Source organism: Rhizobium sp. AN80A, from assembly GCF_030053015.1.
Classification (GTDB): Bacteria; Pseudomonadota; Alphaproteobacteria; order Rhizobiales; family Rhizobiaceae; genus Rhizobium; species Rhizobium metallidurans.
In genome coordinates this window covers 2,284,507-2,304,439 of record NZ_JASJPX010000003.1, presented here as the reverse complement: position 1 = coordinate 2,304,439, position 19,933 = coordinate 2,284,507, and the positions used below count along the sequence as shown (strand labels likewise).

General features: G+C 63.2%; 15 protein-coding genes and 1 pseudogene. 9 read left to right on the top strand and 7 right to left on the bottom strand.

The annotated features are described in order from the left end of the window. Positions 1-21: 21 nt before the first annotated feature. Positions 22-477: an Lrp/AsnC family transcriptional regulator gene (locus P3R82_RS22985; protein WP_283195460.1), complete on the bottom strand. Its 456-nt coding sequence runs from the start codon at positions 475-477 to the stop codon at positions 22-24. 126 nt (positions 478-603) lie between these two features. Here P3R82_RS22985 and P3R82_RS22980 point away from each other — a divergent pair, with 126 nt between their 5' ends. After that, a complete protein-coding gene (locus P3R82_RS22980; RefSeq protein ID WP_283195459.1) occupies positions 604-1,887 on the top strand; it encodes a cystathionine gamma-synthase family protein in 1,284 nt (427 codons plus the stop codon). Positions 1,888-1,915: 28 nt separating this feature from the next. On the opposite strand, the gene P3R82_RS22975 is transcribed toward P3R82_RS22980, so the two are convergent. The 4 genes from P3R82_RS22975 to P3R82_RS22960 form a co-directional block, all read right to left on the bottom strand. After that, on the bottom strand, positions 1,916-2,287 hold the full coding sequence (locus P3R82_RS22975; protein ID WP_111561667.1) for a hypothetical protein: 372 nt from the start codon (positions 2,285-2,287) through the stop codon (positions 1,916-1,918). A 130-nt stretch (positions 2,288-2,417) separates the two neighbouring features. Further along, on the bottom strand, positions 2,418-3,440 hold the full coding sequence (locus P3R82_RS22970) for a histidine kinase dimerization/phosphoacceptor domain -containing protein (RefSeq protein WP_283195458.1): 1,023 nt from the start codon (positions 3,438-3,440) through the stop codon (positions 2,418-2,420). Positions 3,441-3,456: 16 nt separating this feature from the next. Next, entirely contained in the window at positions 3,457-3,894 is a 438-nt protein-coding gene (locus P3R82_RS22965) for a response regulator (protein WP_183901515.1), read from the bottom strand. Further along, positions 3,891-5,384 (bottom strand): CHASE3 domain-containing protein, encoded by a 1,494-nt coding sequence (locus P3R82_RS22960; RefSeq protein ID WP_283195457.1) that lies wholly within the window; start codon positions 5,382-5,384, stop codon positions 3,891-3,893. Before P3R82_RS22960 ends, P3R82_RS22965 begins: the two co-directional genes overlap by 4 nt. A 268-nt stretch (positions 5,385-5,652) precedes the next feature. Here P3R82_RS22960 and P3R82_RS22955 point away from each other — a divergent pair, with 268 nt between their 5' ends. The 4 genes and pseudogenes from P3R82_RS22955 to P3R82_RS22940 all read left to right on the top strand — a co-directional run bounded on the left by P3R82_RS22955 (position 5,653) and on the right by P3R82_RS22940 (position 11,747). Then, positions 5,653-7,449, top strand: coding sequence for an acyl-CoA dehydrogenase C-terminal domain-containing protein (locus P3R82_RS22955; RefSeq protein ID WP_283195456.1), 1,797 nt, complete (start codon positions 5,653-5,655; stop codon positions 7,447-7,449). A 227-nt stretch (positions 7,450-7,676) separates the two neighbouring features. Beyond that, positions 7,677-8,884 (top strand): annotated as a pseudogene (locus P3R82_RS22950) (acetyl-CoA C-acetyltransferase). 170 nt (positions 8,885-9,054) lie between these two features. Continuing rightward, positions 9,055-11,271 carry an FAD-dependent oxidoreductase gene (locus P3R82_RS22945; RefSeq protein WP_283195455.1) on the top strand — a complete coding sequence of 739 codons (2,217 nt, stop codon included), beginning with the start codon at positions 9,055-9,057 and terminating at the stop codon, positions 11,269-11,271. A gap of 266 nt (positions 11,272-11,537) precedes the next feature. Beyond that, positions 11,538-11,747 (top strand): cold-shock protein, encoded by a 210-nt coding sequence (locus P3R82_RS22940; RefSeq protein WP_018898356.1) that lies wholly within the window; start codon positions 11,538-11,540, stop codon positions 11,745-11,747. A gap of 83 nt (positions 11,748-11,830) precedes the next feature. On the opposite strand, the gene P3R82_RS22935 is transcribed toward P3R82_RS22940, so the two are convergent. Next, positions 11,831-13,030, bottom strand: coding sequence for an MFS transporter (locus tag P3R82_RS22935; protein WP_283195454.1), 1,200 nt, complete (start codon positions 13,028-13,030; stop codon positions 11,831-11,833). A 139-nt stretch (positions 13,031-13,169) separates the two neighbouring features. Here P3R82_RS22935 and P3R82_RS22930 point away from each other — a divergent pair, with 139 nt between their 5' ends. After that, the gene (locus P3R82_RS22930) at positions 13,170-13,766 is read left to right on the top strand and encodes a TetR/AcrR family transcriptional regulator (protein ID WP_283195453.1); all 597 of its coding nucleotides are present in this window, start codon (positions 13,170-13,172) and stop codon (positions 13,764-13,766) included. Here the strand turns inward: P3R82_RS22930 and P3R82_RS22925 are convergent. Next, positions 13,723-17,226, bottom strand: a complete 3,504-nt coding sequence (locus tag P3R82_RS22925) for a PAS domain-containing hybrid sensor histidine kinase/response regulator (protein WP_283195452.1) — start codon at positions 17,224-17,226, stop codon at positions 13,723-13,725. The two genes, P3R82_RS22930 and P3R82_RS22925, sit on opposite strands and share 44 nt — an antisense overlap. A gap of 214 nt (positions 17,227-17,440) precedes the next feature. On the opposite strand from P3R82_RS22925, the gene mscL reads away from it, so the two are divergent. The 3 genes from mscL to P3R82_RS22910 all read left to right on the top strand — a co-directional run bounded on the left by mscL (position 17,441) and on the right by P3R82_RS22910 (position 19,837). Further along, positions 17,441-17,878 (top strand): large conductance mechanosensitive channel protein MscL, encoded by a 438-nt coding sequence (gene mscL, locus P3R82_RS22920; RefSeq protein ID WP_183901523.1) that lies wholly within the window; start codon positions 17,441-17,443, stop codon positions 17,876-17,878. A gap of 123 nt (positions 17,879-18,001) precedes the next feature. Continuing rightward, positions 18,002-19,168 carry a pyridoxal phosphate-dependent aminotransferase gene (locus P3R82_RS22915; RefSeq protein ID WP_283195451.1) on the top strand — a complete coding sequence of 389 codons (1,167 nt, stop codon included), beginning with the start codon at positions 18,002-18,004 and terminating at the stop codon, positions 19,166-19,168. Positions 19,169-19,183: 15 nt separating this feature from the next. After that, a complete protein-coding gene (locus P3R82_RS22910) occupies positions 19,184-19,837 on the top strand; it encodes an HD domain-containing protein (protein WP_283195450.1) in 654 nt (217 codons plus the stop codon). The last annotated feature ends 96 nt before the right edge of the window (positions 19,838-19,933 follow it).

Genomic DNA, 19,933 nt, shown 5'->3' with positions numbered 1-19,933 from the left:
CAAGGAGGGCAAGGCGAAGCGCTAGATCCGGCGCGCCTTGATCGTGTTCATCACGAAGCTCGTCTCGATCGTGTCGACGCATTTCAGCCGCGCGATCTTCTCCTTGACGAAGCGCTCGTAGTCGTCGAGCCCCGAGCTCATCACCTTGAGCACGTAGTCCCGCGACCCCGTGACGAGATGGCACTCCAGCACCTCGTCCCATTCGCGCACGGCATTCTCGAACATCCGGATCTCGTCCTCGTGCTGGCGGCTGAGGCGGATCGAGGCAAGCGCCGTCATCGTCCAGCCGTTGACGGCGGGATCGATCAGCGCGGTATATCCCTGGATGATCTCGGCCTCCTCGAGCCGCCGCAAGCGGCGCAGGCAGGCGGAGGCGGAAAGGCCGACGCGCTCGGCGAGTTCGTTGTTGGCAAGCCGCGCGTCGCCGGCCAGTTCCTTCAGAATCCGCCTGTCCATCTCATCCGCAACTTTCTGCATGCAATCTTCTCCGCTCTCGCACGATGTTGCTTCCAACATCGCAGCCGCGCTCCAAATAGCAATAACACCGCACGCATTTCGATATATTTTGCCGTCATCAATCCATCTTTGAAGCAGGAGACGATCATGACCGCGCCGCATCCCTCCAAGACCCATATCGGCAATCACGCCCTGCATCCCGAAACGCAAATGCTGAACTATGGCTACGATCCCGAACTCTCCGAGGGCGCGGTCAAGCCGCCGGTGTTCCTGACCTCGACATTCGTGTTCAAGTCCGCAGAGGATGGCCGCGATTTCTTCGATTATGTCTCCGGCCGCCGCGAGCCGCCGGCGGGGCAGGGGGCCGGCCTCGTCTATTCGCGCTTCAATCATCCGAATAGCGAGATCGTCGAGGATCGCCTCGCCGTCTACGAGCGCACGGAAAGCTGCGCGCTGTTCTCGTCCGGCATGTCGGCCATCGCCACGACGCTGCTCGCCTTCGTGCGCCCGGGTGATGCGGTGCTGCACTCGCAGCCGCTCTATGGCGGTACGGAAACCTTGCTCGCCAAGACCTTCCTCAATCTCGGCGTCGCGGCCGTCGGCTTCGCCGATGGCGTCGACGAGAACTCGGTGCGCGCCGCCGCCGAACAGGCGATGGCCAAGGGCCGTGTGTCGATGATCCTCGTGGAAACGCCGGCGAACCCGACCAACAGCCTCGTCGATGTCGCGATGATGCGCCGCATCGCCGATGAGATCGGTAGAAAGCAGGGCCACACGCCGATCGTCGCCTGCGACAACACGCTGCTCGGTCCGGTCTTCCAGCGCCCGATCGAACACGGCGCCGACATCTCGCTCTATTCGCTGACCAAATATGTCGGCGGGCACTCCGACCTGATCGCAGGCGCGGCGTTGGGCAGCAAGGCCGTCATGAAGCAGGTCAAGGCGCTGAGAGGCGCGATCGGCACGCAGCTCGATCCGCACTCCTGCTGGATGCTCGGCCGCTCGCTGGAAACGCTGCAGATCCGCATGGAACGCGCCAACAGCAACGCGCTTGCGGTGGCCGACTTCCTGCGCGCGCATCCGAAGGTCAGGAAGATCCATTATCTTCCGTATCACGAGCCGTCATCGCCGCTCGGCCGCACTTTCGCCGCGCAATGCACCGGCGCCGGATCGACCTTCTCCTTCGATATCGAAGGCGGCCAGCCGGCCTCGTTCAAATTCCTCAACGCGCTGCAGATCTTCAAGCTCGCCGTCAGCCTGGGCGGCACGGGATCGCTCGCCAGCCATCCGGCGACGATGACGCACTCCGGCGTTCCGGCCGATGTGCGTCAAAGGATCGGCGTCCTGGATTCCACCATTCGGCTGTCGATCGGCATCGAGCATCCAGACGATCTCATTGCCGATCTGACCCAGGCGCTGGACGCGGCCTGATCGCCGCGAGTGAGGGAAAAGCGGCGGCTCAGGCCGCCGCCGTCTCCCTGACGTCGTCGAGCAGGAAGTGCACGACCACATATTTGGTGGTGAAGTGGCGTCCGCCTTCGGTGACGTTGTCGACCGTACCGCCATCGGCGGGGTGCCAGGCGTGGTAATGCGGATTGGTGGTGATCAGCGTCACCGCCTTGCCGAGGTTTCGGCCGTCGAGCCGGTAGCGGGCTTCCGCCAGCGGCCAGATGCGCTCGTAATCCTCCATCGGAATGCGGACTTTCAACGCCTGTCGGCTGATTGCCTCGCTGCGCGAGCCGTCCTCATGTTCTATCGCGGGAAGATCGAGTGTTACTTCTTCTGCATTGTCCAGAACGAAGTTGAACTCTTCGGGCCACATCCGTCTCATGAAATCGCTCCTCCTAAGCTTTTTCGTCGGTTAGCCAACGAAGTTTAGCGCGTCTTCGGCAGGAAGCAAACGATACCTGCGGCGCGCCCGCCAGACGACCGGCCGCAAGCTATGTCAAGAGTGGGATGTGTTACTGCTGCCAGCGAACGGCGACATAGGTGCCCGCCGCCTTGCCGTCGCGTCCGTAGCTGATCTCGGCGCCGAGCGTCGTGCCCATGGCGTTGATCAGCCGCGTCCCGAGGCCTGTTCCCTTCGGGCCGACGCTGCGGTCATAGCCGATCCCGTCGTCCTCGACCGAAAGCACCGCGAAACCATCCTCCGTGGCATCAAGCACGACGCGCACCTCGCCGGTGCCAGCCGTGTAGGCGTATTTCGTCGCGTTGGTGACGAGCTCGATCAGGATGACACCCAGCGCGACGGCCTTGTCGGCCGTGGTCGAGATCCGACACAGCTGCGATTTCAGCGTGATGCCGCGGGCGATCGTGCTGCTGCCATGTAGCTCGGCCAGCAGCGGTCCGAGATAGACGTCGAGCTCGACCTCGCCGATGATCTCCGAGGTGTAGAGGCTGCGATGCACGCCGGCGATCGCCGTGATGCGGTTCTGCGTCTCGTTGAGCGCCGTCTTCGTCTCCTCGCTGCCGGCGATCTGCATCTGCATGCGGATCATCGCCGAAACCAGCGACAGGCTGTTGGCGATACGGTGGTTCATCTCCGCGAGTAGCAGTTCCGCCCGCTCCTTGGCGACGACGAGCTGCCGGTCGGCCTCCTCTTTCTCGCTGCGCAGCCGGGAATTCTCCATCGCCTGGTTGAGCGCGCTGATCAGAAGCGGGAAGAAATCGTCCGTCGCCGTCTTCACGACGTAATCCGCGGCCCCGCCCTTCAGCGCCCGGATGGCGACGTCGGCGTCGCTCGATCCGGTGACGTAGAGAACCGGCGTCGGCTTGCCGATCTCGGCGATCGCCTCGAGAAAGTTCAGGCCCGTCTGGTTCTCGAAATAATGGTCGAGAACGACGGCCTCGAAGGTCTCTGCCGCGAAAAGCTCGAGCCCGATCTCGATGGACGGGGCATGGACGACCGTAAAATCGCTGCGCGCAAGCACCCGCGTTGCAAGGCGGGCTAGGGCCGGATCATCATCGACATAAAGGATGCGCACAGATTTTGGCTACTCGTTAGGGAACTTGAATGACGGAGAAGAACAGGCCGAGATTGCGGATCGCGGTGGAGAAGCCGTCATAGTCCACCGGCTTGGTGATGTAGACGTTGGCGCCGAGATCGTAGCACTTCTGGATTTCGCGCTCGTCGTCGGTCGTGGTCAGAACCACGACAGGCAGGCGGCGCGTGTGCTCGTTGGTTTTGATCTTCTCGAGAATGTCGAGACCGGACATGTCAGGCAGGTTGAGATCGAGCAGGATCAGCAGATAGCGATCCTTGCTGACCAGCCCGTCGCGATCCGGTCCGAGGATATAGTCGAGCGCGCCCTTGCCGAGCGTGAACGGCACGATCTCGTTGTTGACGCCGGCGCGGCGCACGTTCTTTTCGATGAGACGGGCATGGCCCTCGTCATCCTCGATCATCACGATCGTGACTTCCTGACCGGTTGCTTTCATAGTTCCATACTCCGTACGATTTTTGTGAGGTCCGCGGGCAGCGTCAGAATGAACGTGCTGCCCTTTCCGAGTTCGGATTGGACCGTAATGTCTCCGCCCAAATTTCGGATTAACGAACGCACATGCGCAAGGCCGATACCTTCGCCGCGCTGATCCTGCTCGCCGGCCCGGCGAAACAGTTCGAAAACCCGTTCGAGATCATTGGTGGCGATGCCGCGGCCATTGTCCTTGACGTCGATCCTGACACGCCCGGGGCCATCGGGATAGGCATCGACGTCGATTTTAAGCGGCCGTCCCGGCATTTGATACTTGACCGCGTTGTCGAACAGGTTGCCGAAGATCTGGTCCAGCGAGAAGCGGTCGTTGACGATATTGCCGATGCGGACGCGGGTTTCCGTCGTCCCGCCCGTCTCCACCAGCTGGTGGTGGACATTGGCGGCAACCGTGTCGATCATCGCCTTGAGGTCGATTCTTTCAGGCTGCAGCTTGCGGCGACCGTCGCGGGAGATCTTCAGGATCGCATTGATCAGCGCATCCATCTTGCGGGTGGATGAGCGGATGAAGCCGAGCGCTTCCGGAAGGTCTTCCTCCACCGCCATCCGTGCATCCTGGATGTCCTGCTCGCTCAGCGTCTTGTTGTCCGCGAGCACATAGGTCGAGACCGCCTTCATGGCCGTGTCGAGTTCGCTCAGGAAGCCCATGATGTTGACCAGCGGCGCCCTGAGATCGTGGGTGACGATATAGGCGAAACGCTGGATTTCCTGGTTGGCGCGCATCAGGTCCTCGGTGCGCTCGTTGACGCGCGCCTCGAGCCCGACATTGAGCAGCTCGACCTCCTTGGTCGCGAGCGAGAGATCGCGCACGTGCTGGACGATGATCAGGATCGCCCCGCCCAGGACGACAAGGATCGCCAGCGCGCCGCCGATGGTCACCATCTGCAGCGTGCTGGCCGCGGAAAGCTGCTTTTCCACCAGAACCCGCAGGCGACCGTCGGTCTGGTCGAGGAAATCGCCGAGAATGGCACGAACCTTGTTCATGTAGACTAGTCCGGCATCGTCACGCACGACCGCCACCGCCTCCGCGGTCTTGCCCTCCCGCGTCAGCGCGACCGTCTTGGCAAGTTCGTTCATCTTGCCGTCGATCGCTTCGTTCAGCGCGTCGAGCTGCATCGCGTAGCTCGGCTGCGACTTGACGTTGTCGATCAGGTTCTGGCGGCGTTTGGGCAGGCTTTCCAGCGCCGTCGTGTATGGCGCGAGGTAAACGATGTCGTTCGCCAAAAGATAACCGCGCTGGCCGGTTTCCGCGTCCTGCACGGTGGTCAAAACGCCGACGATGGCGCTGCGCACCCGGCGCAGCGATGCCGTCTCGTCGGAATATTCGCGGTTCGCCTGGACAAGCCAGAGCGAGGAGCCGACGATGCCGAGCAGGATCAGGACGCCTACGGCAAGCATGATCAGGCTGGAGCGGAGGAAAGCGGCAGTGGAGGTCATGCGGCATCCGGTCATTGAAGTCGCGATGAGTTCTATAGAGAAGCTCGGCGGAAAGATAGCACCCTCACAGTGTGTCGCGGGCCACCCGCTGACGGGATGATTGCGCGGCAATGCTGTCGTCTGACGTCGCTTGCGCGCCGCCCCGCCCGGCATCGATCTCACAAATTCGCGATGCAGCAAAATTTGACGTTTACGCAAACGTCAATATTTTGTAAGACACATACACAGGCCGGCCTCGCCCGGCTGACGAATTGGAGGAATTCGAACGATGCCAGTCTACAAGGCCCCGGTAAACGACACGCTTTTCGTGCTGAACGATGTGCTGGGTCTGGAGCGCTACAACAACCTGCCGGGCTTCGCCGACGCCACCCCTGACATGATCGAGGCGATCCTCGGTGAATCCGCCAAGGTCGCCGAAGAGGTGCTTTTCCCGCTGAACTATTCCGGCGATCAGGAAGGTTGCACGCGCAAGGAAGACGGCTCGGTGAAGACGCCGAAGGGCTTCAAGCAGGCCTATGACGCCTATTGCGAGGGCGGTTGGACGGGGCTTGCCGTGCCGGAGGAGTTCGGCGGCCAGGGGCTGCCCTACACGCTGCATGCCGCCGTCGGCGAATACACCTCGGCCGCCAACATGTCGCTGATGATGTATCCGGGCCTGACCCAGGGCGCCATCGCCGCCATCATCGTCCACGGCTCCGACGAGCAGAAGAAGACCTATCTGCCGAAGATGGTCTCCGGCGAATGGTCCGGCACGATGAACCTGACCGAGCCGCATTGCGGCACCGATCTCGGCCTGCTGCGCACCAAGGCCGTGCCGCAGGCCGACGGCAGCTACAAGATTTCAGGCCAGAAGATATTCATCTCCGCCGGCGAACACGACATGTCCGGCAACATCGTCCACCTCGTTCTCGCCCGCATCGAGGGCGCCCCCGAGGGGACCAAGGGCATCTCGCTCTTCATCGTGCCGAAGTTCATGGTCGGTGCCGATGGCGCGGCCGGGGAACGCAACGGGGTTTCCTGCGGCGCGCTCGAGCACAAGATGGGCATCCACGGCAACGCCACCTGCGTCATGAACTACGACGAGGCGACGGGCTTCCTGATCGGCGCCGAGAACAAGGGCTTGGCCGCCATGTTCGTGATGATGAACGAGGCCCGCCTCAGCGTCGGCCTGCAGGGGCTGGCGATTGCCGAGATCGCCTACCAGAACGCCGCCGAATATGCCCGCGAGCGCATCCAGGGCCGGGCATTGTCGGGCGCCAAGGCACCGGAAAAGAAGGCCGATCCGATCATCGTCCATCCCGACGTTCGCCGCGCGCTGATGACCATCCGCTCGTTCAACGAAGCCGGCCGCGCCTTCCTGCTCTGGACCGCGCTGAAATCAGACATCGCCCACCGCGCGACGGACGAGAAGGAGCAACAGACGGCCGACGATATTCTCGGCCTCGTTACCCCGATCCTGAAGGGCGTGATGACCGACAAGGGCTTCGACCATGCGGTCATGGCCCAGCAGGTTTTCGGCGGCCACGGCTATATCGAAGAGCAGGGCATGAGCCAGTATGTCCGCGATGCCCGTATCGCCATGATTTACGAGGGCGCCAACGGTATCCAGGCGCTCGACCTCGTCGGCCGCAAGCTCGGCCAGAATGGCGGCCGCGCGGTGATGGCGCTGTTCAAGGAGATCGGCGATTTCTGCGAGGAGAACCGCAACGACGAGCAGATGACCTTCTTCACCAAGAACCTGAAGAAGGGCTTGAACGACGCGCAGGCGTCGACCATGTGGTTCATGCAGCATGCGATGGCAAAGCCCGACAATGCCGGCGCCGGTTCGACCGACTACATGCATCTCTTCGGCCTCGTCATTCTCGGCTATATGTGGGCGAAGATGGCCAAGGCCGCCAATGACGGACTGGCCGCCGGAGAGACCGATCGAGAGGCTTTCCTGCGCAACAAGCTGATCACCGCCCGCTTCTTCATGGAGCGGATCATGCCGGAAACGACGCTGCGCAAGGCGCGCATCGAGACCGGCGCGGAAACGATGATGGCATTGAGCGCCGAGGCGTTTTGACCACTGGTTTTCTCTTCTCCCCAGCGGGGAGAAGATGTCCGAAAGGATCAGGCGCAACTCGTTGCGCCGGAGATGAGGGGGGAGCGACGAAGGAGCGATCGGCCGTCAGGCCGAGCCAACCGCCCCCTCATCCGACCCCTTCGGGGCCACCTTCTCCCCGTGGGGGAGAAGGGAAGCCCGAGGCAGACAAATTCACGGCCTAACCGCCGCTAGGGAGACGAGACAGGATGACCGAAGTTTTCATTTACGATCACGTCCGCACGCCGCGCGGCGCGGCAAGAAGGATGGCTCGCTGCATGAGGTGCCGTCGGTGCGCCTTGCGGCGAAAACGCTGGAAGCGCTGCGCGACCGCAATGGGCTGAACACCGAAACGGTCGATGACATCATCATGGGCTGCGTCGATCCTGTCATGGAAGCCGGCGCGGTGATCCCGCGCGGTGCGGCCTTCGAGGCGGGCTATTCCATCAAGGCGCCGGGCATGCAGATCTCCCGTTTCTGCGCCTCCGGCCTCGACGCCGTCAATTTCGCTGCCGCCAAGATCGCGCAGGGCGCCGATGACATCGTGATCGCCGGTGGCGTCGAGAGCATGTCGCGCGTCGGTCTCGGCATGTCCGGCGGCGCCTGGTTCATGGACCCGTCGGTCAACTTCCCGGCCTATTTCATGCCGCAGGGCGTCTCGGCCGATCTCATCGCCACCAAATACGGCTTCAGCCGCGACGACGTCGACGCCTATGCCGTCGAGAGCCAGAAGCGCGCCGCCAATTCCTGGGAAAAGGGCTACTTCAAGAACTCGGTCATCCCGGTGAAGGACCAGAACGGCCTCGTGATCCTCGATCGCGACGAACACATGCGCCCCGGCACCGACATGCAGGCGCTGGCATCGCTTAACCCGTCCTTCCAGATGCCCGGCGAAATGGGCGGCTTCGAGGCCGTCGGCATCCAGGCGCATCCGGAGATCGAGCGGATCAACTATGTCCACCATGCCGGCAATTCGTCTGGCATCGTCGATGGCGCCGCCGCCGTGCTGCTCGGCTCCAAGGCTGGCGGCGAGAGCATGGGGCTGAAACCGCGCGGCCGCATCAAGGCCTTCGCCAACATCGGCTCCGACCCGGCGCTGATGCTGACCGGCCCTGTCGATGTCACCGAGAAGCTCTTGAAGCGATCAGGTATGACGCTCGCCGATATCGACCTCTTCGAGCTCAACGAAGCCTTCGCCGCCGTGGTGCTGCGCTACATGCAGGCTTTCGACATTAGCCATGACAAGATCAACGTCAACGGCGGCGCCATCGCCATGGGGCACCCGCTCGGCGCCACCGGCGCGATGATCCTGGGCACGGTGCTGGACGAGCTGGAACGCCGCGATCTCAACACCGCGCTGGTCACGCTCTGCATCGGCGCCGGCATGGGCACGGCGACTGTGATCGAGAGGGTGTAGCCCCCTCATCCGACCCTTCGGGCCACCTTCTCCCCGTGGGGGAGAAGGGAAGGAGCCGCAACGTGGACGATCCTCCTCTCCCCTCGGGGAGAGGGTGGCCGAGCGTAGCGGAGGCCGGGTGAGGGGCGGTCTGGCACAACAGAGAATTCCACGGGAAGAGGAATCCCATCATGACCACCTACACCAATTTCACCGTCGAGACCGACGCCGATGGCATTGCCCTCGTCACCTGGGACATGCCCGGCAAGTCGATGAACGTCTTCACCTCCGAGGTGATGGACGAACTGAATGCGATCATCGACCAGACGGTGGCCGATAGCGCCGTCAAGGGCGTGGTCATCACTTCAGGCAAGTCGAGCTTCTCCGGCGGCGCCGACCTCTCGATGATCAAGGCGATGTTCACCTTCTACAACGAGGAGAAGGTCAAGGACCCGTCGACCGCCGCGCAAAAACTCTTCGATCTCGTCGGCCGCATGACCGGCCTGTTCCGCAAGCTGGAAACATCCGGCAAGCCCTGGGTCTCGGCCATCAACGGCACCTGCATGGGCGGTGCGCTGGAGATGTCGCTCGCCTGCCACGGCCGCGTCGCCTCCAATGCCAAGTCCGTCAAGATCGCGCTTCCCGAAGTCAAGGTCGGCATCTTTCCCGGCGCCGGCGGCACGCAGCGTGTCGCGCGCCTGGCGGATGCCCAGTCCGCCCTGCAGATGATGACAACGGGCCAGTCGCTGACGGCTTCGCGCGCCAAGGCGATGAACCTGATCCACCAGGTAGTCGAGCCGGATCAACTGATCCCCGCGGCAAAGCAGATGATCAAGGACGGCCTGAAGCCGATCGCCCCCTGGGACGAAAAGGGCTTCAAGGCCCCCGGCGGCGGCATATGGACACCGGCGGCTGCCCAGCTCTGGCCGGCCGCACCGGCGATCCTGCGCCGCGAAACGGCGGGCAACTATCCCGGCGCGCTTGCCATCCTTAAATCCGTCTACGAGGGCCTGCAGGTTCCCTTCGATACGGCGCTGAAGATCGAGCAGCGATACTTCACGCAGGTGCTGCAGACCACCGAAGCATTCTCGATGATCCGTTCCCTCTTCATCTCCATGCAGGAGCTTGGCAAAGGGGCCCGCCGCCCCGCCGGCATCGCAAAAACGGAGCTGAAGAAGGTGGGTGTCGTCGGCGCCGGTTTCATGGGGGCGTCGATCGCCTACGTGACCGCCGCCGCCGGCATTCCCGTCACCCTCATCGACCGCGACATGGAAGCCGCGACTAAGGGCAAGTCGGTCTCCGAGGGACTGGTGAAGGATTCGGTCGGCAAGGGCCGCCTGACGCAGGATGAGGGTGCGGCCCTCCTCGCGCGCATCACGCCGTCGGCCGATTATGCCGATCTCGCGGACGTCAACCTCGTCATCGAGGCCGTCTTCGAGGATCGCGACATCAAGAAGGCCGTGATCGAGGCTGTCGAAGCGGTGCTACCCGAAGGCGCGGTCTTCGCCTCCAACACTTCGACGCTGCCGATTTCCGGCCTCGCGAAGAACTCGAAGCGGCCGGTCGATTTCATCGGCGTGCATTTCTTCTCGCCGGTCGAAAAGATGATGCTGACCGAAGTCATCCTCGGCAAGGAAACCGGCGACAAGGCGCTGGCGGTGGCACTCGATTACGTCGCCGCGATCAAGAAGACGCCGATCGTGGTCAACGACACGCGTGGCTTCTTCGTCAACCGCTGCGTCTTCCGTTATATCCACGAAGCCTACGACATGCTGATCGAAGGCGTGCCGCCGGCGATGATCGAAAACGCCGCCAAGATGGCCGGCATGCCGGTCGGTCCGCTGTCGCTCAACGACGAGGTGGCGATCGATCTCAGCCAGAAGATCCTGAAGGCGACCGTCGCCGATCTCGGCGAAGCAGCTGTCGACCCGAGGCACCTGGCGCTGATCAACAAGATGGTCGACGAACTCGATCGTCGCGGCCGCAAGAACGGCAAGGGCTTCTACGACTATCCGGCCAAACCCGCCAAGAAGTCGCTGTGGCCGGAGCTGAAGACCTTCTACCCGCAGAAGAAGGCCGACGAGATCGATGTCGAGGTGCTGAAACAGCGCTTCCTCGTCACCATCGCGCTCGAAGCCGCGCGCACCATGGAGGAGGGCATCGTCACCGATCCGCGCGATGCCGATGTCGGCTCCATCCTCGGCTTCGGTTTCGCGCCCTATACCGGCGGCGTGCTCTCCTACATCGACGGCATGGGCGCGAAAAATTTCGTGGCGCTCTGCGAGAAGTTAGCAGCCTCTTACGGACCGCACTTCGCGTCGACTGCTCTGCTCAGGGATATGGCGGCGAAGGGCGAGACCTTCTACGGCCGCTTCGACCCTTATGCCGGCGCGAAGGCTGCTGCCTGACCGACCTTTCCATACGCATGATCGGGCGGGCTTTTCAGTCTGCCCGGTCACCCCAAAAATTGATCGATCCGGGCATCTCTGGTCGCTAAAGTTGCCTTGCCAGAGACACAATTACCACGTAAAAGCCTCGCATCGATCTTGCTAGATGAACTTTGTTACGGCCGCTCGTGCTGTTGCTCGCGAACTTCCTCCAAAATCGGTTTCCATCGCATGCTGGCTTTGTTCGGTGTGCACCATCTATGTACGATTTATAAAAGGATATCGTCATGAGCACAGGTACTGTTAAGTGGTTCAACGCAACCAAGGGCTACGGCTTCATTCAGCCGGACGACGGTTCTGCCGACGTTTTCGTTCACATCTCTGCTGTTGAGCGCGCCGGCATGCGCGAACTCAAGGACGGCCAGAAGCTGTCTTACGAGCTCGTTGCCGACAAGCGTTCGGGCAAGATGTCCGCAGACCGTCTGCAGGCTGCTTAAGTTTCGAATATATCGTTTCCGGTTCGCCGGGACGGACGAAAGGTCGGGTTCGCCCGGCCTTTTTTGTTGCCCGATTTTCGGGTTCAGGCGGCGATCCGCTGCGCTCTCGCGCGCTCCGCCCGCAAGCCGAGAAAGCCGATCCAGGTGACGAGAATGATCGCCGTCGCGTAGATATCCGTGGTCAGCTGATACCCGAGCGACTTCGCCAGGAAACCGGCGAGAATGGCCGGCAGGCTGAAGGCCAGATAGCTCTGGATATAGAACGCCGACAAGAGTTCGGCGCGCTCGTCCGGCTTGGCAAGTGGCATGATCGTGCCCATCGCGCCCAGGAAATTCGTGCCGAAGCCGACGCCGGTCAGCAGTGTGCCTAAAAGCAGCAGCGGCACGCTGGCAAGGTGCACGCCCGCAACCACCGTGAGCACGCCAAGCGTGGTCGCCAGCGTCCCGAAGGCGAGGTTGGCGTTGGCCGATTTGGCGCGCCTCAGATAGACGGCGACCGCCCCCGATACCATCAGCGCCGTCACCACCGATCCGCCCGTCAGCGGCGCATGGCTGCCTGTGGTGCTGACCACCAGAGACGGCACGAGCGAGAGATAGAAGCCGCCCAGCGTCCAGTTGGCGATGTTGATCGGCGTAACGAGCGCCAGCGGCCGCCGCACCTGCGGCGGGATGGCGACGCGCGGCTTCAGCGAAGCCCATACGCCCGGCCGCGTGGACGCGGTCTCGCTGGTTGCCCAGATCGCGCCGGCCTGGATGACGAAGGCGACGAGGAGGATCACGTAGACGAGATGCAGCGGAAAGGGCCCATACTGGATCAGCGCGCTGGTTCCGAAAGCGCCGATCGCCATGCCGGATAGCGGCGCGATCGAGTTCACCAGCTGCCCCTTGGCCTTGTCGACATCGACGAGCGCAGCACCGATCGAAGCGCCGGCGATGCCTGTCGCCAGCCCCTGCATGATCCGCGCCGCGATTAGCCAGTCCGGTCCGCTGGCGGCGGCAAACAGCGCCATGGCGATGATCTCGAGCACGAGCGCCGAAAAGATCACCGGCTTGCGGCCGAGATGGTCGGAGATCGAGCCGGCGATCAACAAGGCAAGCAGCAGCGCGAAGGCATAAACGGCGAAGATGACCGTGATCAGCACGGGAGAAACGGTGAAGGCTTCCTGGTAGATCCGGTAAAGCGGCGTCGGCGCCGCCGAGGCCCCGAAGAAGGTGGCGAGCGTCACCGCGTGAAAACGGATGGGGTTTGACTTCGTCTCTATGGATTTGCCGGGCGCGGGCATATATAAGCTCCTTAAAGCTAAGTCGTTGCGTTAGTCCGATGTAGGGTAGGCGCACGCTAAAAGCAAATAATTTGCGTTAATGGATCGCTCAAAGTTTTTGAACCATGGCGCGCTCGGGAGGCCGAAGGTCGGATAACCAATGCCAGCAAAAGAAAATCTCCGCCCCGGCGGGCGCAGCGCCCGCGTTCAGGCCTCCGTCCACAATGCCGTCCGCTCGCTTCTGAAGACGATGGACCGCGCCGACGTCACCATCCCGCTGATCGCGGCCGAGGCAGGCGTGACGCCGTCGACAATCTACCGCCGCTGGGGCGAGCTGCAGGAGTTGCTCGCCGATGTCGCCGTCGAGCGCCTTCGCCCCGACATGCTGCCGATCGATACCGGCAGCGCACGCGGCGATCTGGAAGTGTGGACGGAGCAATATTGCGAGGAAATGTCCTCTGGCATCGGTCGCGACATGATGCGCGACGTGCTGGCCGTCCAGGACAACGCCAACGCCTGCAAGTGCGATGCCTTCACCCGCGAACAGATCGCGTTGATTGCTGAGCGCGCGCATGCCCGTGGCGAGGCGTTTCCCGATATCGATGCGGTCATGGACGGCGTCGTCGCCCCCATCATCTACCGCATCCTCTTTGGCGACCAGCCCTCGATCGAGCGCGTTCGCGACCTTGTGACGGATGTGCTGGCGCGCGAGCCTATTCGGCAGCCGCAGCCCGCTTCTGCGCCGATATCTGGGTGATGTAGGCGCGCAGCGTGGCGGGGCGCACCGGCTTGTGCTGGATGCCGATCCCGTGCCGCTCGGCGTCCGCGCGCACCTCCAGCGTCCGGTCGGCGGTGACGACGAGACCGGGAACATAGGTGGCGAAGCGCTCGCGCACGGAGAGGATCGCGGCCACCCCGGTCCCGTCTCCAAGATGGTAGTCGGCGATGACGAGATCGGGCGCACCCTCACGGACATCGAGCGCCGCGACGCCGACAAGCGAATCCGCCGACTGCACCGCGCAGCCCCAGCCGCTCAGCAGCAGCTGCATCCCCTCGAGGATATGCGACTCGTTGTCGATGCAGAGCACCTTCAGCCCTTCCAGATTCCGCGCCGAGCGCTCGGCGGGCGCAGCCGTGATCGGCGCTTCGGTCACCGGCGAGATGTCGCGCGGCATGACGATGCGGAAGTCGGTGCCCTTGCCATGCGTCGAATGCAGCTCCACCGGGTGGCTGAGCACGCGCGCGATGCGATCGACGATCGATAGCCCGAGCCCAAGGCCCGATGCGGTCCTGGCGCCTTCGTCCAGCCGCGCGAACTCCTTGAACACGGTGCGGAATTTCGACGGCGGAATGCCGATGCCCGAATCCATCACCTGGATGACGACCTGGTTGCCGCGCCGCCGCGCACCCACCAGCACCTTGCCGGTCAGCGTATATTTGATCGCATTCGACACCAGGTTCTGCACCAGTCGGCGCAGCAGATTGGGGTCTGACCGCACGCGAAGAGACGTCGGCATCACCACCAGTTTCAGATGCTTCTCGCGCGCAATCGGCGCGAAGTCGGTCTGGATGCGCTCCAGCAGATCGGCAAGCGGAACCGAGGCGAGGCGAGGGCGCATCGCCCCGGTGTCGAGCCTGGAAATGTCGAGCACGGCGCCCAGAATGCTCTCCACCGATTCCAGCGCCGAATCGATGTTACGCACGATGGCGCTGCTCTCCGATTGCCCCATCCGCTCGACAAGCGCCGAGGAATAGAGCCTGGCGGCGTTAAGCGGCTGCAGGATGTCGTGCCCGGCGGCGGCGAAGAAGCGCGTCTTGCCGAGATTCGCTTCGTCGGCCGAGGCGCGCGCTTCGCCGAGCTCGTGATTGACACGGGTAAGCTCCGCGGTGCGCTCCGCCACCCGCTGCTCCAGCGTCTCGTTGGCCTGCTTCAGCGCCTGGTCGGCGGCCACGCGCTGGGTGATATCGGTGAAGGTCGCAACGATCCCCTTGTCGGGCATGGCGTTGGAGCGCACTTCGATGATGCGTTCCCCGCGCCCGAGCACCAGCGCGAAGGGTTTGTCCAGCGTCAGGAAATGCCGGACCGTCTGGCTGACCTCGGAGACCGGGACATCGCCGCGCTGGCTGAGGATGGCGACGATATCGGCGAGCGGAAACCCGACCTGGCCGGATGTCTCGGGCAGATCGAGCAGCTGCCGGAAGCGCCGGTTCCAGATCGTCAGGTGGTTGGAGCTGTCGAACACCGCGATGCCCTGGTCCATCTGCGACAGCGCCGTCTGCAGCATGTCCTGGTTATACTGCAGCGCCTCGCTCGCCTGGTCGAGCAGCCACGCGGTGTCTGCCGAGGCATCCTCCACCTTCTGCAGGATGAGCGACAGCACCAGCCGCGCCGACGACGAGCCGATGGCGCTGCCGAGCAGCTGCTCGGTGAAATGGATGAGCGCCATGTCGGCCGGCTGGTCGTCCTCCAGCTTGCGGCCGGAGTTCTGCTGGTAGGTCTGGAACGACCGCTCCATCCTCTCTTCGCCGAGATAGCGCGAGATCGTCGCCTTCAGGTCGCCGACGCTGATCCGCGTTTTCCAGCCGCGCGTGGCGAATTGCGAGCGCGATTGCCGCTTGACGAAGATGCCGGCCTGGATGCGCTCGAGCGGCCGCGCATTGCGCGTCATCGAGCCGACAATGAAGAACCCGGTGTTGACGATCAGGCTCATGACCGTGGCGTTCACCAGCGGATCGGCATTGTCGGTGAACACGCTGGTGCCGGGAAAGACGAAGCCCAGCACGGCGCTCGCCACCGCCGAATAATCCGGTCCGCCAAGCGAGGGTAGAAAGAGCAGGTAGATCCAGATCACGAAGCCGGAGGAGAGGCCGAGGATCGCGCCGCGCGCATTGGCCCGCCGCCAGATCAGTCCGCCGAGTAGCGAAGGCGCCATCTGCGCGATGGCGGCGAACGATAGCAGGCCGATCGAGGCCAGGCCCGTGGTGCTGTCCGTCGAGCGATAGTAGGCATAGCCGAGCAGCAGCACGGCGAAGATGGCGCTGCGGCGGATGTTGAGCAGCGTCTTGGCGAAATCGTCGCGCTGGCCGCCGCGCCCGGCAAGCCGTTGGCGCAGGAAGATCGGCATGACGATGTCGTTGGAGACCATGATCGACAGCGCCACCGATGCGACGATCACCATCGCCGTCGCCGCCGAGAAACCGCCGATGAAGGTGATCAGCGACATCAAGGGCATCTGCCCGACGATCGGCAGCGACAGCATGTAGAGATCGGCATTGCCGTTGCCGCCGAAGGTCAGCAGGCCAGCAATCGCCATCGGGAGCACGAAGAGATTGATGGCGACGAGGTAGAGCGGAAACAGGAACCCCGCCAGCCGCAGCTCCTTCGCCGTCCGGTTCTCGACCACAGTCACATGAAACTGCCGCGGCAGCATGATGATCGCGAAGGCCGAAAGCACGGTCAGCGTCAGCCAGCGGCTGATCGGCGTCTGGTACTGCAGCGCCGAAAGTACCAGCTCGTTCTCCGACGCCTTTTGCCAGAGGTCGGCCGGTCCGTCGAACAGGAACCACACGACGCAGACCCCTGCCGTCAGAAACGCGAGCAGTTTCACCACCGATTCCATCGCGACCGCGAGGATCAACCCGTCCTGATGCTCGGTCGCATCGGTATGGCGGGTGCCGAACATGATGGCGAAGCAGGCGAGCACCAGCGTCACCAGAAGCGGCAGGTCGAGGAAATAGAGATTGCCGCTGCCGATGCCGTAATCCGACGGATTGAGCATCGCCGTCACGGTGCTCGACACCGCTTTCAGCTGCAGCGCGATGTAGGGAATTGCGCCGACGAGCGAGATCAGCGCCACGATCGTCCCCACCGCCGAGTTCTTGCCGTAGCGCGCCGAAATGAAGTCGGCGACGGAAGTGAGCTTCTCCGTCTTGGCGAGGTCGATGATCCGCCGCAGCACCGGCATCCCGAGCGTGAACACCAGGATCGGGCCGATATAGATGCCGGTGAATTCCAGCCCGCGCTGCGAGGCAAGGCCGACACCGCCGAAATAGGTCCACGAGGTGCAGTAGATCGCGAGGCTGAGCGCATAGACGACGGGCCGGCCGTTGTCGGGCGCGCCGAAATTCCTGCGCTGCCGGTCGCCGTGGCTTGCCACGGCAAACAGCAGTAACAGGTAGCCGAACGCCGATGCGAGTATGACCCAGCCTGGCAGCATTTCTCCTCCGCCGGCGTCCCATGCGCCGGCCCTCCCGGATCTCGAAGCCTACGGCAAATCGGCGCCTTTGAGAATTGCCGGCGTCTAGGTCTTAAGTCAAAGACGCGGGCAGCAAATGAATAATTCGTAATTTGTAATTGAATAATCTCGACGAAGATGTAGCTAATAAAAACAACAGCCTGCAATCAAACTGCATCAGAGGGAGACAGATCGCATGCTCAACGAGTTCAAAGCGTTTATTGCTCGCGGCAACGTCATGGACCTTGCCGTCGGTGTCATCATCGGTGGTGCGTTCGGCGGCATCGTCAAATCCTTGGTCGACGACGTCATCATGCCGATCGTCGGTGCTCTCTTCGGGGGCTTCGATTTCTCCAACTACTTCATCGGCCTCTCGTCCAACGTCAATGCGCCGACGCTGGCCGCTGCCCGCGCGCAGGGCGCCGTCCTCGCCTACGGCAGCTTCATCACCGTCCTCATCAATTTCCTGATCCTCGCCTGGATCATCTTCCTGATGGTGAAGGGCGTGAACACGCTGCAGAAGCAGGTCGAACGCCAGAAGAAGGTCGCTCCGGAAGAAGCACCGCCGCCGCCGGCCGACGTCGCCCTTCTCACCGAAATCCGCGACCTCCTGGCCAAGCGTCCGACGGTCTGATGGGCATGCGAGCCCTGCCGGATGAGGCGGGGCTCACCCATCACGGAAATCGATCGGCCATCACGTATTGTCATGGGATTCGCCCGCTCATTTGTTTTATGTAGGCGAAAACCGGAGTGATGCATGTCGATCGTCAATAGCCTCAGCCCGCGCGCCATCCAGGCACCTGAAAGCGGGATCGTCGAAGTCGTCAACTATGCCCGTGGCCGCGATGGCCTCTTGCCGCTCTGGGTCGGCGAAGGCGATCTGCCCACGCCCGATTTCGTCAATCAGGCGGCCATGACGGCGCTGTCCGCCGGCGAGACCTTCTACACCTACCAGCGCGGCATTCCCGAGCTGCGCCAGGCACTCTCCGATTACTACGCCCGCCACTTCGGCATTCAGCTGCCGGTCGAGCATTTCTTCGTCACCGGCTCCGGCATGCAGGCGATCCAGATCGCCGTGCAGGCGATGACCTCGCCGGGTGACGAACTGGTCTATCTGACGCCCGCCTGGCCGAATATCGCCGCCGCTCTCGAGATCGCCGGCGCTCGCTCCGTCGGCGTGCAGCTCGACTTCGAAGGTGGAAAATGGGCCGTCGACCTCGACCGCATCGCCGCCGCGATCACGAACAAGACCAAGGCGCTCTTCATCAACACGCCATCCAACCCGACCGGCTGGACCGCGACGCGCGAGGATCTGGCCGCCATCCTCGGCCTCGCCCGCAAGCATGGCCTGTGGATCATGGCGGACGAGATCTACGCCCGCTACTATTTCCCCGGCGACCGCGCCGCCTCCTTCCTCGATGTGATGGAAGTGGGTGACAAGGTCATGTTCGTCAATTCCTTCTCGAAGAACTGGTCGATGACCGGCTGGCGGGTCGGCTGGATCGTGGCGCCGCCGGAGACCGGACAGGTGCTTGAGAACCTGATCCAGTATTCGACCTCGGGCGTTGCCCAGTTCATGCAGCGGGGCGCCGTCGCCGCCCTGAACGAGGGCGATGCCTTCGTGCAGGCCAACATCGACAAGGCAAGGCGCTCGCGCGACATCCTCTGCGACGCGCTGATTGCGACCAACCGGGTCGAGACGCTGAAGCCCGATGGCGCGCTCTATGCCTTCCTGAAGATCGATGGCGTTACCGACAGCCGCAAGGCGGCGATCGATATCGTCGACAAGACCGGCGTCGGCCTGGCGCCCGGAACCGCGTTCGGCCCCGGCGGCGAGCTGTTTCTCCGCGCCTGCTTCCTGCGCGATCCCGCCCAGATCCAGACGGCCGCCGACAGGCTCTGCGACTATATCCTGAAGCTCTGAACAGGGAGCATCCATATGTCCGAAAAGATCACCGCCGACCATCTGGAAGGCTTTCTCGGCAATCGCCGCCTTATGGAGCAGCTGGCCTTCATTCTCGAGGTCGAGAAGCTGAAGACCATCCTGCGCCGCACGCTGCTGCTCGATCGCTCGCGTGTCGAAACCGACGCCGAGCACACCTGGCAGCTGGCGCTGATGGCGGCCGTCCTCGCCGAGCATTCGAGCGAGCCGATCGATCTGCTGCGCGTCCTGAAGATGCTGCTGATCCACGACGTCGTCGAAATCGATGCCGGCGACACCTTCGCCTATGACGCGGTCGCCCGCGCCAGCCAGGCCGAGCGCGAGCTTTTGGCCGCCGACCGCATCTTCGCCCTGCTTCCCGCCGATCAGGCCGTCGAGTTCCGCGCGCTCTGGGATGAGTTCGAGGAGAAGCGCACCAGCGATGCGCGCTTCGCCAATGCCATGGACCGCTTCCAGCCGCTGCTCCACAATTTCTTCACCGGCGGCGGCACCTGGCATACGGCAGGTGTCACGGAGCCGGACGTTGTAAGGCGCATGGAGCCGATCGCCATCGCTTCGGGCACACTCGGAGACCTCACCGAACGGCTGATCGCGCTCGCCGTCGAGCAGGGCTTCCTGGCTCCCCGGGCCGCAGCGGAACCGCGCGCCTGAACTCTCGATGGGGCCGAAACGGCCACATCGATAAAATTCTAGCGAACCCGCAAATCAGCCCCTAACCACACCGGCAAACTTCGCCCCTGCGGATAC